The 14,512-nt window shown below is 74.3% G+C and carries 10 protein-coding genes; 4 read left to right on the plus strand and 6 right to left on the minus strand.

Annotated elements, in window-relative coordinates:
- Positions 1 to 268 precede the first annotated feature (268 nt).
- Positions 269 to 2,389: a glycogen debranching protein GlgX gene (gene glgX / locus C593_RS0113720; RefSeq protein ID WP_018847864.1), complete on the plus strand. Its 2,121-nt coding sequence runs from the start codon at positions 269 to 271 to the stop codon at positions 2,387 to 2,389.
- 197 nt (positions 2,390 to 2,586) lie between these two features.
- Positions 2,587 to 5,058, plus strand: a complete 2,472-nt coding sequence (gene treY / locus C593_RS0113725; protein WP_018847865.1) for a malto-oligosyltrehalose synthase — start codon at positions 2,587 to 2,589, stop codon at positions 5,056 to 5,058.
- On the opposite strand, the gene C593_RS0113730 is transcribed toward treY, so the two are convergent.
- Positions 5,015 to 5,965: a cytochrome P450 gene (locus C593_RS0113730; RefSeq protein WP_018847866.1), complete on the minus strand. Its 951-nt coding sequence runs from the start codon at positions 5,963 to 5,965 to the stop codon at positions 5,015 to 5,017. The genes treY and C593_RS0113730 overlap by 44 nt on opposite strands.
- A gap of 149 nt (positions 5,966 to 6,114) precedes the next feature.
- Complete coding sequence (locus tag C593_RS0113735; protein ID WP_018847867.1) at positions 6,115 to 6,663, minus strand: FHA domain-containing protein; 549 nt, start codon at positions 6,661 to 6,663, stop codon at positions 6,115 to 6,117.
- 325 nt (positions 6,664 to 6,988) lie between these two features.
- Here C593_RS0113735 and C593_RS0113740 point away from each other — a divergent pair, with 325 nt between their 5' ends.
- A complete protein-coding gene (locus C593_RS0113740; RefSeq protein ID WP_018847868.1) occupies positions 6,989 to 7,885 on the plus strand; it encodes a GNAT family N-acetyltransferase in 897 nt (298 codons plus the stop codon).
- A gap of 168 nt (positions 7,886 to 8,053) precedes the next feature.
- Here the strand turns inward: C593_RS0113740 and C593_RS0113745 are convergent, their stop codons facing one another.
- Positions 8,054 to 9,472 (minus strand): GH1 family beta-glucosidase, encoded by a 1,419-nt coding sequence (locus tag C593_RS0113745; RefSeq protein ID WP_018847869.1) that lies wholly within the window; start codon positions 9,470 to 9,472, stop codon positions 8,054 to 8,056.
- A gap of 97 nt (positions 9,473 to 9,569) precedes the next feature.
- Here C593_RS0113745 and treZ point away from each other — a divergent pair, with 97 nt between their 5' ends.
- Entirely contained in the window at positions 9,570 to 11,315 is a 1,746-nt protein-coding gene (gene treZ, locus C593_RS0113750) for a malto-oligosyltrehalose trehalohydrolase (RefSeq protein WP_026277669.1), read from the plus strand.
- A gap of 110 nt (positions 11,316 to 11,425) precedes the next feature.
- Here the strand turns inward: treZ and C593_RS0113755 are convergent, their stop codons facing one another.
- From C593_RS0113755 to C593_RS0113765, 3 genes are all read right to left on the minus strand, one after another.
- Entirely contained in the window at positions 11,426 to 12,598 is a 1,173-nt protein-coding gene (locus C593_RS0113755; RefSeq protein WP_018847871.1) for an aminopeptidase P family protein, read from the minus strand.
- Between the two features lie 148 nt (positions 12,599 to 12,746).
- A complete protein-coding gene (locus tag C593_RS0113760; protein ID WP_018847872.1) occupies positions 12,747 to 13,715 on the minus strand; it encodes a hypothetical protein in 969 nt (322 codons plus the stop codon).
- A 110-nt stretch (positions 13,716 to 13,825) separates the two neighbouring features.
- On the minus strand, positions 13,826 to 14,482 hold the full coding sequence (locus C593_RS0113765) for a nucleoside/nucleotide kinase family protein (RefSeq protein ID WP_037745720.1): 657 nt from the start codon (positions 14,480 to 14,482) through the stop codon (positions 13,826 to 13,828).
- Positions 14,483 to 14,512: the final 30 nt, after the last annotated feature.

Raw genomic sequence — 14,512 nt, forward strand, 5'->3', positions numbered from 1 at the left:
TTCTCAACTCCGTTGATTGTGAAGACCGTTCCGAGTGGGCACCTCTTCTGGGGTGAGCGGATTCATAGACGTCAGGCCCCTGGCGCCGGTCCGCGCCGGCGGTCGGCCGCCTCGCGGGCGTGCGCCCGCGCGCACGGCGACACGGCGGCACACGAGGTTGACCCGGGTGACCGGAATGACGAAGGTCCTAGGAGCTTGCCCCGATCTGGGGGAGGATCTTGGCCGAGAGTCCCCCGTTCCCCGGATCAGAAATGGAAGAGTCGAATCTATGCAGGTCTGGCCGGGACAGGCGTATCCCCTCGGCGCCACGTACGACGGCGCCGGCACCAACTTCGCAGTGCACTCGGAGGCGGCACGGCGCATCGAGCTGTGCCTGCTCCACGACGACGGTTCGGAGACGGCGGTCGAGCTGCGCGAGACCGACGCGTTCGTCCGCCACGCGTATCTGCCGGGCGTGATGCCCGGTCAGCGCTACGGCTACCGGGTCCACGGCCCGTACGCCCCCGAGCGCGGGCAGCGCTGCAACTCCGCCAAGCTCCTCCTCGACCCCTACGCACGGGCGATCAGCGGCTCGGTCGACTGGAACGAGTCGGTGTACGGCTACCACTTCGGCCGCCCCGACTCCCGCAACGACCTCGACTCGGCGCCGCACACCATGTCGTCGGTCGTGGTGAATCCGTACTTCGACTGGGGTGACGACCGCCCCCCGCGCACCGACTACCACCGGACGGTCATCTACGAGGCCCACGTCAAGGGCCTGACGATGCTCCACCCGGACCTGCCGCCGGAGCTGCGGGGCACCTACGCGGGCCTCGCCCACCCGTCGGTGATCTCGCACCTGACCGAGCTGGGCGTGACCGCGATCGAGCTGATGCCGGTGCACCAGTTCGTCAACGACCACCGCCTGGTCGACGCCGGGCTGAACAACTACTGGGGCTACAACACCATCGGCTTCTTCGCCCCGCACAACGGCTACGCCTCCTGGGGCGACCGGGGCGAGCAGGTGCTGGAGTTCAAGCAGGCGGTGAAGGCGCTGCACCGGGCGGGCATCGAGGTCATCCTCGACGTGGTCTACAACCACACCGCCGAGGGCAACCACCTGGGCCCGACGCTCTCCTTCCGGGGCCTGGACAACGAGTCCTACTACCGGCTGACCGACGACCGGCGCTACTACATGGACACCACGGGCACCGGCAACTCCCTGCTGATGCGCAGCCCGCACGTCCTCCAGCTGATCATGGACTCGCTGCGGTACTGGGTCACCGAGATGCACGTCGACGGCTTCCGCTTCGACCTCGCGGCGACCCTCGCACGCCAGTTCCACGAGGTGGACCGGCTCTCCTCGTTCTTCGACCTGGTCCAGCAGGACCCGGTGGTCAGCCAGGTGAAGCTGATCGCCGAACCGTGGGACGTGGGCGAGGGCGGCTACCAGGTGGGCAACTTCCCGCCGCTGTGGACCGAGTGGAACGGCAAGTACCGGGACTGTGTGCGGGACCTGTGGCGCGGTGAGCCGCGCACCCTGGCCGAGTTCGCGTCCCGGCTCACCGGCTCCTCGGACCTCTACCAGGACGACGGCCGCAGACCCCTGGCCTCCATCAACTTCACCACCTGCCACGACGGCTTCACCCTGCACGACCTGGTCTCCTACAACAGCAAGCACAACGAGGCCAACGGGGAGAACAACCGCGACGGCGAGAGCCACAACCGCTCCTGGAACTGCGGCGCCGAGGGCCCGACCGACGACCCCGGGGTGCAGGAGCTGCGCGAGCGCCAGATGCGGAACTTCATCGCGACCCTGATGCTCTCCCAGGGTGTGCCGATGCTCAGCCACGGCGACGAGTTCGCCCGTACCCAGGGCGGCAACAACAACGCCTACTGCCAGGACAACCAGATCGCCTGGGTGCACTGGCCCGATCCCGGCGAGGACGAGGAGGGCTCGCTGCTCGCCTTCACCAAGACGATGGTGTGGCTGCGGCGCGACCACCCGGTCTTCCGGCGGCGGCGCTTCTTCCACGGCCGCCCGGTGGAGGGCACCCACGACGAGCTGACCGACATCGCCTGGTTCACCCCGCACGGCGAGGAGATGGCGCCGCGCGACTGGCAGGCCGCGCACGCCAAGGCCCTGTCGGTGTTCCTCAACGGGCATGCCATCTCCGAGCCGGGCCCGCGCGGCGAGCGGATCTCGGACGACTCCTTCCTGCTGATGTTCAACGCGAGCGGGGAGGAACTGGACTTCACGGTTCCGGTCGACCACGGCGAGGAGTGGCAGGTCGTCGTCGACACCGCGCTCGCCAAGGGCGTGCCGCCGGGGCAGGGCAAGACCCTCGCCGCCGGGGAACGGCTGCGGCTGGTGGGACGGAGCATGACGGTGCTGCGCCGGCCGGCCTGACCGCCGGGTGCGGGGCCCGGACGGCCTGACCGCCGGGGGTGCGGGGCCCGGACGGCCGGAACGCGGCCGTCCGGGCCCGCCGCACACCCGCCGGGGCGGTGGACCGGAAAAGTTCCCCGCCGGACGACGATCACTCGATATGCCGAACGGCCGGTCAGCACCGCACGGACGGGTTCACGGCGGGTACGTATGTTCGCATGACACCCACGGCCACCTACCGGCTCCAGTTGCAGCCGGAGTTCACCTTCGCGTCCGCCGAGGCGGCGGTCCCGTACCTCGCGGCGCTCGGCGTCTCGCATCTGCACCTGTCCCCGGTGCTGGAGGCGGTCCCCGGCTCGACCCACGGGTACGACGTCGTCGACCACGGCCTCGTCCGGGCGGAACTCGGCGGGGAGGCGGGCCTGCGCGCCCTCTCCCGGACGGCCCGGGACCACGGCCTGGGCCTGGTGCTGGACATCGTGCCGAACCACATGGCGGCGGCCCCCCGCCACAACCGGGCCCTGTGGGAGGTCCTGCGCGAGGGCCCCCACTCCCCCTTCGCCCGCTGGTTCGACATCGACTGGGACGCGGGGGACGGCAAGGTCCTGCTGCCCGTCCTGCCGGCGCCGATCGGCGAGGAACTGGGCAGCCTGCGGACCGAGGGCGGCGAACTGGTCCACGGCGAGCAGCGCTTCCCCCTGCGGGAGTCCACCGAGCACCTGCCGCTGCCCGAGCTGCTCGACGCCCAGTGGTACCGCCTCGCCTGGTGGCGCCTGGCCCGCACCGAGCTGAACTACCGCCGCTTCTTCACCGTCTCCGACCTCATCGGCGTCCGCGTCGAGGACCCGGCCGTCTTCGACGCGACACACGCCAAGATCCTCCAGCTGGTGCGCGAGGGCGTCGTCGAGGGCCTGCGGGTGGACCACCCGGACGGCGTGGCCGACCCCGAGGGCTATCTGCGCCGGCTCCACGAGGCCGCGGGCGACGACTGCTGGATCGTCGTGGAGAAGATCCTCACCGGGCCCGAGCACCTGCCCGCCGGCTGGCCCGTCGCCGGGACCACCGGATACGACGCCCTCCACCGCGTCGACGGCCTCTTCACCGACCCGGCCGGTCTGCGCCGCCTCGCCGGGGCGTACCGGGAGGCCACCGGCACCGAGGACGGCCTCGGCGGCCACTGGGAGTCCACCGTGCGCCGCGCGGCGTACGAGGTGGTGACGCACGAACTGGCCGCCGAGACCGCCACCCTGGTGCGGCTCGCCGAACGGATCTGCGCCGGCTCCCCCGCCCTGCGGGACACCGCCCCCTGGGCGCTGCGCACCGCGCTGCGCGAGCTGCTGGTGCGGGTGCCGGTCTACCGCCCGTACCCGGCGGACCCGGAGGCGGCCCTGCCGGAGGAGGCGGCACAGGCCGCCCGGGAGACCTTCACCGTCGCCGAGGAGGCAGCGGCCGTCGACACGGTGCGCGACCTGGCCCTCGGGCGCCTCGGGGACGGCACCGACCACCGCCGCTTCCGGGCCCGGTTCGCGCAGACCGCCTCCGCCCTGCGTGCCAAGGCCGTGGAGGACACCGCCTTCTACCGGTACGCACCGCTGATCTCGGCGAACGAGGTCGGCGGGGACCCGGGCGACCCGGCGGTGGCCCCGGCCGCCTTCCACCGGTTCTGCGCCCGGCTGGCGCGCGACTGGGCGGACACCGGCACGGTCCTGACCACCCATGACACCAAGCGCAGCGCGGACGTCCGGGCGCGGATCGCGGTGCTGAGCGAGACACCGGAGCGCTGGGTCCGCTTCCTGGAGTCGCTCCCCGGGCAGGCGGCGGCCGCCCCCGACGCCCAGCTCGCGTGGGTCGCCTGGCAGACCGCGGTCGGCCTGGGCCTGCCGGACGCGGACCGGCTGGAGGGCGCCCTGCTGAAGGCGGCCCGCGAGTCGGGCGTCCGCACCAGCTGGACGGAGGGGGACGCGGCGTACGAGAAGGCGGTGTCGGCGTTCGTCGGGGCGGGCCCGGCGGGGGCCGCGCGCCGGTCCGTCGCCGAACTGGTCGCGGAACTCGCCCCGTTCGTCCGGGCGAACGTCCTGGGCGCGGCCCTGGTCCATCTGACGATGCCGGGCGTCCCCGATGTGTACCAGGGCTCGGAGCGGGAGTTCCTGGCCCTGGTCGACCCGGACAACCGCGCCCCGGCCCGCTTCGGACCGCCCCTCCCGGACCCGCTGCCCCCGCACCCCGAACCCGGGGCGGAGAGCGTGACGGGGGACGGTGCGGAGGACGGTGGTGCGCGGGACCGGGCCCCCGGGGCGGGCGCCGGGCCGGACGTGGCACTCGGCGCCGAGAAGCTGGCGCTCACCGCGGCGGCGCTGCGGCTGCGCCGGGCACACCCGGAGGTGTTCGGCGCGGACGGCTCCTACGCCCCCCTCACGGCGGCCGGCCCGGCGGCGGACCACTGCGTGGCCTTCCAGCGGTCCGGGCGTGTGGTCACCGCGGTCACCCGGCTCTCCCTCCGTCTCGACCGCGAGGGCGGCTGGCGGGACACGGAGCTCACCCTGCCTCCGGGCCGCTGGACGGATCTCCTGGACCCCTCACGGGAGTTCACCGGCGAGGAGCCCGTGCCGCTGGCGGAGCTGTTCGCCGCCCGTCCGGTGGCCCTGCTCAGCCGAGCGGACGGACCAGCAGCGACTTCGGAGAGCGGGTGATCAGACCACTGGAGACGGGCCGGAAGCCCTCCGCCCAGCGCATCCGCGGCATGGCCTCCATGAGCGCCCGCAGCCCGTACTCCGCCTCCATCGCCGCGAGCCCGACCGCCGGGCAGCCGCCCAGCCCGTAGGTGAGCTGCCCGGGGTCGCCCCGGAGCATGTCGAACCGGTCCGGGTCCCGGAAGCGCTCCGGGTCCCGGCCGGCGGCGCCGATCAGGCAGGCCACGGTGGCGCCCGCGGGCAGGGTGCCGCCGCTGAGCTTCACGGTCGCGGAGGTCCGGCGGATGACCACGAGCACCGGCGGGTCGCGCCGCAGGGACTCCGTCCAGGCCCGCTGGATCAGCCGGGGCTCGGCGCGCAGGGCGGCCACCCGGTCGGGGTGGTCCAGCACATTGGCGAGGAAGGAGGCGAGGGCCTTCTCCCGGACGGGGACCTGGGAGACGCAGCGTCCGGCGAGCAGGGCCCGCCCGGCGTTCCGGCCGCCCACCCCCATCGACCCGGAGGGCAGCCAGCGGCAGAACTCGTCCACCAGGTCGGCCTGCGTCCGGCCGGCGATGCGCCGGGCGAGGACGTAGGCGGTCCGCTTGACGACCTCGCGCAGATGGGGCGGCACGGGCGCGCTGTGGTCGGCGCAGGCCGCGTCCCCGGGCCGGTTGCCGTGGGTGAAGCGCAGATCGGTCAGGGCGGTGGCCACATCGCGGTAGCGGCTGACCAGCCAGGCCCCGACCGAGGAGTCGTAGGTCAGCGGATGGTCCTCGCGGAGCCTGCGGTAGCCCTCGTACAGTTCGTGCTCGTTCCCGGTGGGCAGGCCGGGCAGCAGCACGGTGCGATGGGAGACGGGGCTGGGTGGCACGGCCGAGGGGCCGGGCGGGGTGGCCTCGGGGCCGGGGTCGGTGTCCGCGTGCATCGGTGGCTCCCCTGTCACGGCCGCGGCTCCTCGTGGCGCACGGCTGCATCCAGGCGACCACCGGGCCGCGCCGGGCGCAGTCCCCGTGGGCCGTTCGGGTGAGGCCCGGGTCCGCCCCCGAACCCCGCCCCGAAGCGGTCAGCGGGCGGTCAGCGGGCGGTCAGGCGGAAGAGCATGTTGCCGAAGCCGACCATGTCGCCGTCCTGGACGACGATGGAACCGGTCAGCCGGCGCCCGTTGACCGTGGTGCCGTTGGTGGAGCCGAGGTCGCGCAGGATCCACAGACGGCCCTGGCGGCTCAGCTCCGCGTGCAGCCGGGAGACCGAGTCGTGGCTGAGCCGCAGACCGTTCGCCGGGTCCCGCCCGATGCGCAGCGGGCTGGGGCCGGGCTCCGGGAAGAGCAGCGGCGGCAGCTTCTCGGCCTGCCAGGCGCGCCGCATCCGCACGGAGAAGGCCGACATCCGGCCGACGAAGCCGAAGAGCCGCCGGGAGAGGCCGCCCTCCGGGGTGAGGTCGGCGGTGACCGCCGTCAGTTCCTCGGGCACCCGCGCGGCGAGCACCAGACCCATCCGGTGCACGAAGGTCTCGTGCGACAGCCTGCCCTGGGCCGCGCCCTCCCTGAGCACGTCGAGGGCGCGTTCGCGCTCCGCGTCGGAGACCCGGGCGGGGTAGGAGGGCAGTTCATAGGACGAGGTCACATCCGAATTGTCGGGCCGGAGTGCCCGGGGTGTCCAGAAGCAGCCAGGTGATCCGGACCGCGCGGGCAAAACGGTTCGCCGCGACGGGCGCGTTACCGGGTTCATCCGCCCCGGCGGCCCGGTGACCGGGGGCGGCAGGAAACCCCCTGGACCACCCGCGCCCGGACGTCTACGGTGATCACGAAGTCCTGGAGGACGCCCCGGAGACGGAAGGAGGCGAGTGCCGTGCACACCGCAGCAGTTGTCCCGCGCTCCCTTCCCGCCCGCCCGGCGTTCGACGGCTGACCGGGAGCGCTCCGCAGTTCACTCCCGGAGGATTCCCCTCATGACCGATCTGGTCATCCGCGCGCTCGACGCGAGCGACGCGCACCTTTTCGACACCCTGCCCGACCCTCTCGGCACGGCCGTCTCGCACGCGCGCACGGTCCACCGACCCGAGTGGAAGCGGGTCGCCCTGCGCGACGGCCGGGTCGTGGCCCGCGGCGCCTGGTGGGGCGGCCTCGACGACACGACCCCGGTGAACGTCAACTGGTTCGACGTCGCCGAGGGCGAGGAGGAGGCCGGCGCCGCCCTGCTGCGCTCCGCCCCGCACCAGGTGGAACTGGAACTCACCCTTCCGCCCGGCTGGCGGGACGACCCGGTCGCCCGTGCCGCCGGGGAGGCCCGTATCCGCGCGGCGGAGGCCGCCGGCTACGAACTCCTCGTCGAGCGCTACCTCTACCGCTGGACCCCCGACCACGGCCTCCCCGAGCGGCCCGGCCGCCTGCGATTCCGGTCCGAGCCGGACGACGCCGTGTTCTTCGACGCGCTGAAGCGCATCCACTCCGACACCCTCGACGCCCACGCCCTGCGGGCCGTCGCGGAGGGCGGGGTCGAGCAGGCGGCCCGGGAGGAGATGGAGTTCTTCCACTGGTGTCCCTCGCCGCGCGAGTGGTGGCAGGTCGCGCACACCCCGGAGGGCGAGTTCGCCGGCATCCACATCCCGGCGCACAACCCGTCCGGCCCGTGCGTCGGCTTCATCGGCGTCCTGCCCGGACAGCGCGGCCGTGGCTACGCCTACGACCTGCTGGTGGAGTGCACGCGCTTCCTCGCCGAGCGCGGTGCGGAGTTCGTGGCGGGCGCCACCGACCAGGGGAACGTGCCGATGGCGGCGAACTTCGCGAAGGCGGGGCACCCGGTGGTCAAGGAGCGGATCAACTTCGTTCCGGGCGCCACCGGCTGACGCCCCGCCGGCACCGGGCGGGCGGCCCGCACCCCCGCCGCCCGCCCGAACGCCACCCGAACCGCCCGTCACGCCCCGCGAGTGCCCCCGCCCGAACGCCACCCGAACCGCCCGTCACGCCCCGCGAGTGCCCCCGCCCGAACCGCCCCACGAGTGCCCCCGCCCGTCTCACCCCGTCCCCAGGGCCGCCCGCTGCGCCGCGAGGGCGTCCCGGTACCAGCCGTACGACGCCTTCGGGGTGCGCGCCAGCGTCTCGTAGTCGACGTGTACCAGCCCGAAGCGCTGCGCCGCGCCCTCGGCCCACTCGATGTTGTCCGTCAGCGACCAGGTGAAGTACCCGCGCACGTCCACCCCTTCGGCGATCGCCGCGTGCAGGGCGCGCAGATGCCCGTCCAGGAAGGCGATCCGGCGGGTGTCGTCCAGGCCGTCGTACGAGCAGCCGTTCTCGGTGATCAGCACGGGCGGCAGCCGGTCCCCGTAGCGCTCCTTCAGCAGCAGCAGGAGTTCGCGCAGCCCCTCGGGCACGACGGGCCAGCCGAAGGCGGTGCGCTCGGTCCCCGGGATGTCGCGGAGCCCGAACGGCAGCCCCTCCGGCATCCCCACGCCCCCGAAGCTGTCCAGGGCGTCCGGCGCGGCCGGTCGCGGGGCGCCGACCAGCATGGGGTGGTAGTAGTTCACGCCGTAGAAGTCCAGGGGCTGGGCGATGACGGCCAGGTCGTCGGCGACCGGGCCGGGCATCAGGGCGGCGATCGACTCGTCCGGGTAGGCGCCGGTCAGCAGCGGGTCCGCGAACAGGTGGTTGGTCAGGGTGTCGTACAGACCGGCGGCGAACCGGTCCTCCTCCGTGTCCCCGGCCGCGCGCACCGGTGAGTGGGAGACGGCGATTCCCACCCGCCCGGCCCCGGCGGCGCGCAGGGCCCGGGCCGCGAGGCCGTGGGCGAGGAGCTGGTGGTGGGCGGCGGGCAGGGCGTCGAAGAGGAGGGTGCGGCCGGGGGCGTGCTCCCCGAGGGCGTATCCGAGGAGGGTGACCTCGGCGGGCTCGTTGAGGGTCATCCACAGCGGGACCCGGTCCGCGAGCCGTTCCGCGACCACGGCGGTGTAGTCGGCGAAGCGCTGTGCGGTGTCCCGGTTCAGCCAGCCGCCCTCCTCGTCCAGGGGCAGCGGCGTGTCCCAGTGGTAGAGGGTCGGCGCGGGCGTGATGCCGTGCGCGCACAGCTCGTCCACCAGGCGGTCGTAGAAGTCCAGGCCGCGCGGGTTGACCGGTCCGGTGCCGCCGGGGACCACCCGGGGCCAGCTCACCGAGAAGCGGAAGGCGTCCACACCGAGCCCGGCGAGGAGGGCCACGTCCTCCCGGTAGCGCTCGTAGAAGCCGGTGCCGCGCGCGGCCTCGGCGCCGCCCCGGACGCGCCCCGCGGCGGCGAAGGCGTCCCAGCCGGAGGGCCCCTTGCCGTCCGCGTCGGCGGCCCCCTCGGTCTGGAAGGCGGAGGCGGAGGCTCCCCACAGGAAGCCGGGCGGGAAGACGGGCAGTGGCGCGGACCCGGGTGCGGCGGACGAGGACGGCGGCAGGGACGCGGGCGGCATCGGCATGCCCGGTGACCTTAATGGCCCAAGCACCCCGCCTGAAGACCCCGGACTTGCCAGGATGGACCGGACGCAGGGGACCGACGACGAGGGGACGCGAGTGCTGCTGTTCGAGGTGTGGGCGCCGAACGCCGAGGAGCACGTGACGCTGTGGCTGGACGGCGAGGAGCTCGCGATGGAGCGGGCACAGGGCAGGCCCGGCTGGTGGGAGGCCGAGGCGGAGGCCGGGGACGGCGCCCGGTACGGCTTCGCGGTCGACGGCGGCCCCGTCCGGCCCGATCCGCGCTCCCGCCGCCTGCCCGACGGCCCGGACGGCCCGGGCGCGGTCGTCGACCAGGGGGCGTACGCCTGGCGGCACGACTGGCCGGGGCGCGGGCTGAACGGCGCGGTCCTGTACGAGCTGCACATCGGCACGTACACCCCGGCGGGCACCCTCGACGCCGCCGCCGAGCACCTGGGTGAACTCGCCGGACTGGGCGTCACCCACGTCGAACTGATGCCGCTGTGCCCCTTCCCCGGGACCCACGGCTGGGGCTACGACGGGGTCGCGCCCTGGGCGGTGCACGAGCCGTACGGCGGCCCCGAGGCGCTGAAGCGATTCGTCGACACGGCGCACGGCCTCGGCCTCGGCGTGATCCTGGACGTGGTGCACAACCACCTCGGCCCCGCGGGCAACCACCTCCCCGTCTTCGGCCCCTACTTCACGGAGACCCACCACACCCCGTGGGGCGCCGCGGTCAACCTCGACGCCCCCGGTTCGGACGAGGTCCGGGCGTACTTCCTGGGCAGTGCGCTGGCCTGGCTGCGGGACTACCGGCTCGACGGGCTGCGGCTGGACGCTGTCCACGCGCTGGCCGACACCCGGGCGCTGACCTTCCTGGAGGAACTGGCGGCGGCGGTGGACGGACTGGCGGCGGACCTGGGGCGGCCGCTCTTCCTCATCGCCGAGTCCGACCTGTGCGACCCGCGCACCACGACACCCCGCACCCAGGGCGGCCTCGGCCTGCACGCCCAGTGGAACGACGACTTCCACCATGCCCTGCACACCGCGCTGACCGGCGAGTCCCAGGGCTACTACGCCGACTTCGCGACCGCCCCGATGGCCGCCCTCGCCAAGACCCTGACCCGGGCCTTCTTCCACGACGGCACCTACTCGACGTTCCGGGGCCGCACCCACGGACGGCCCGTCAACACCGCGACCACACCCGCGCACCGGTTCGTCGCCTACTCCCAGACCCACGACCAGATCGGCAACCGGGCCCTCGGCGACCGCCTGTCGGCCACGCTCACGCCCGGTCTCCAGGCGTGCGCGGCGACCCTGGTGCTCACCGGCCCGGCCACGCCGATGCTGTTCATGGGCGAGGAGTGGGGCGCCGGGACCCCGTGGCAGTACTTCACCGACCACACCGACCCGGAGCTGGCGGAGGCCGTACGGGCGGGCCGGCGGCGGGAGTTCGCGGAGCACGGCTGGCAGGCGGAGCAGATCCCCGACCCGCAGTCCCCCGCCACCCGCGACCGGTCCTGCCTGGACCGGGCGGAACGCGAACGGGAGCCGCACGCGGGCCTGCTGGCCTGGTACCGGGAGCTGATCGCGCTGCGCCGCACCCTGCCGGACCTCACCGACCCGGATCTCGCGGCGGTGAAGGTTGCCTTCGACGAGCAGGGCAGGTGGCTGGCCTACCGCCGGGGCGACACCCGGGTCGCGGTGAACCTGGGGCCGGAACCGGCCGCGATCCCCCTCGGGGGCGGCGGCCGGATCGCGGCGGCCTGGGGCAAGGTCCAGCCCCCGGACGGCGACGGGGTGCTGCACCTCTCCCCGGAGAGCTGTGTGGTCCTCACGAGCGCCTGACCGGAACCGGCCCTCCGCCCACCGGTGACACGTGGCGGCCCGGCGCTGCTCGACGACCGCCGCCCACCGGTGACACGTGACCGGCCCGGCGCGACCGTCCGGCCCCGGCGCTACTCGACGACCGCCATCTCCCGCGAGGTGTTGTTGAAGCGCCGGGCGCCGTCCTCGGTCACCGTGACGATGTCCTCGATCCGGACCCCGAACCGCCCCGGCAGATAGATGCCCGGCTCCACCGAGAAGCACATCCCGGGCACGAGCGGCTGCTCCTCGCCCTCGATCATGTACGGCGGTTCATGGGTGGTGACGCCGATGCCGTGGCCGGTGCGGTGGATGAACAGGTCCCCGTACCCGGCCGCCTCGATGATCTCCCGGGCCGCGCGGTCCACGTCCTGGCAGGCGGCGCCCGGCCGGACCGCGTCGACGCCCGCCTGCTGCGCCTCCCGGACCACGTCGTGGACGTGCTGCTCGGCGGCCGAGGGCTCGCCCACGTGCACGGTCCGGGAGGTGTCGGAGCCGTAGCCGTCCTTGAGGCCGCCGAAGTCGAGGACCACGGTGTCGCCGTGCTCGATGACGCGTTCGCCGGCCTCGTGGTGGGGGTTGGCGCCGTTGGGGCCGGAGCCGACGACGGTGAAGTCCACCTGGGAATGGCCGAACCGCAGCAGGAGCGCGGCGAGGTCGGCGGCGACCTCGGACTCCCGGCGGCCCGCGAAGCGCACCGTCAGGATCTCGCCGTACGCCCGGTCCGCCGCTTCTCCGGCGGCCGCGAGACGGGCGAGTTCATGGGCGTCCTTCACGGCCCGGAGCATGGGCAGCGCGGCGGTGAGGGAGACGTACGAGGCGTCCGGCAGGGCCTGCTGGAGACCGAGCAGGTGCAGGGCCCAGGTGTTGTCGCTGACCGCGAAGCGGCCGGTGGCGCCGAGGAGCGGGGCGACGGTGGCGTAGGGGTCCGCGCCGTCGGTCCAGTTGCGGAGGCTGAGCGCGGGCCCGCCGACCGACCCGGCGGCGTCGGGCGCCTCCAGGGTGGGGACGACGAGGACCGGGTCCTCGCCGGCGCGGAGCACCAGCACGGTCAGGCGCTCGGTGGGCACCGGGAGGTAGCCGGTGAGGTGGATCAGGTCCGGTCCGGGCGCGACCAGGACGCCGTCCAGCCCGGCGTCGGCGGCGGCCTCGGCGGCGCGGTCCATCCGGACCCGGTAGTCCTCGGCGGTGAACGGCTCCGGGCCGGGCCGGTCGGCGGCGGACGGCGACGACGACGGCGGCGGCGGCGGGGTGGTGCTCGTCATGCGGGTCTCCCTGGTTGCTCGGTCACCGGGGTACGCGCCGGGCCCGGCCCGCCCCGCCTGCCATGGTCGTCCGTGCCGCGCCGGGGCGCGAGTGCGCGTCGGGCCCGGGGCCGGTCCCGGGGCGTGCCGGGCTCGGACGGCGCCGGGGTCAGAAGGGGCCGGGGCCGTCGCCGTCCTCCGCGACCAGCCGCTCCAGCAGGTCCTGGAAGTCCCCGTCGACCACGATCTTCAGCCCGCCGCCCTCCTCGTCCCGGTCGCTGAGCTGCGTGAACGTTCCGTCGCGCCACCAGTACACATAGGGGGTGATCGCCCCGGGGGTGTCCTCGAAGCCCCCGGCGGCGAAGGCGGCCATGCCGTTCAGGGCGCGGATCATGCCGGTGTCGCGGATGGCGTGGAAGGCGAGCTGGTGGCGGAAGGGCATCGCGACCAGGGCCCCGTCCTTGCCCAGCTCCTCCCCGGTGACCTGGCGGACCAGCGCGTCCAGGGTCAGGACCCGGCTCGCGGTGTAGAAGGAGTCGCCGAGGACGACCTCGAAGCGCATCCCCTCGGCGTCGTGGATGGTCTCGTGCGCCTCCACCGGGAGCCCGCGCAGGTTGTAGAACGCCTGCTCACGGAGGTAGGGCAGGTCACCGAGAGGGGCCAGGGCCTCGTCGGTGAGCATCATGACGCTCTCGGGGAGGTCCAGCGCCAGGATCTCGTACAGCCCGGGGGCGACGGTCCGGGCGTAGGCGAAGTGCTCCGGGTCGAGCCCTTCCGCGCCGACCACGCGCGGGTAGAGCTGGGCGCGGATCTGCTCGGCGGGGAGGGTGTCCAGGGCGGACGGGGCGTCCATGGTGCGCAGGACCATCCCGATGTGCCGGTGGACGAGTTCGGGCCAGACGCGCGGGCCGCGGTCGTCGTTGTGGCAGACGGCGGCCAGGTTGCCGAGGCCGAACTGCCGCCCGGAGCTGTCGGTCACCATGTCCGCGTAGACGGTCACCTCCAGGCCGTGTTCGGCGAACTGCTCGCGCACCAGGCCCCGGAAACGTGCCCCCTCGGCGGCCGAGAAGTAGGCGAACTCGGCATCCCGGGGTCCGTCCTGCCCGTCGCGCTTCGGCCCCCGCCGGAACCACCCCACGTCGACCGCCTCCGTCTTTCCTCGTCTCCGACTCCGAGCCTACCGAGGGGCGCGCGGGGGCGGTCGGGGCAGGTCGATCATGGGGCCGGCCCGGGGCGGCGCCCGTCCCCTCAGGGCAGGTCCACGACCAGGTCCGCCCGGCCGCGGCCCGCGTCCACCAGCCGGGCGTTGGCCTCGTCGGACTCGCGGACCCAGCGTGCGGCGCGGGCGGGCTCCTTCCCGTACCGGATGTGCCGCGCGACGAGCCGCCGGACCCGCTCGGTCTCCTCGGTGCGCACGAACCAGACCTCGTCCAGCAGGGGGCGCACCCGGGCCCAGTGGCCGTCGTCGTGGAGGAGGTAGTTGCCCTCGGTGACCACCAGGGGGATCTCCGGCGGTACGGGCAGCGCACCGGCGACGGGCTCCTCCAGGGCGCGGTCGAAGTCGGGCGCGTAGACGGTGGTGCCGGGCTCGGGGGCGCGCAGGCGGGCGAGGAGGGCGGTGTACCCGGCGGCGTCGAAGGTGTCCGGCGCGCCCTTGCGGTCCGCGCGGCCGAGGCGGTCCAGCTCCTTTCCGGCCAGGTGGAAGCCGTCCATGGGCACCAGGACCGCGCCGCCGTCCAGGGCCGCGACCAGGCGGGCGGCGAGGGTGGACTTCCCGGCGCCGGGCGCGCCCGCGATCCCGAGAATGCGCCGCTGCCCGGGGCCGGCCAGCGCACGGGCCCGGGCGAGGAGCCGGGGCAGGGGGTCCAACGTCGGGTCCGGGAGCGGGAGCGGGGTCGTCGGCATGGCCGTGATTGTCGCATCCGAGTGATACGT

The sequence above is a fragment of the Streptomyces sp. CNT372 genome, assembly GCF_000377145.1.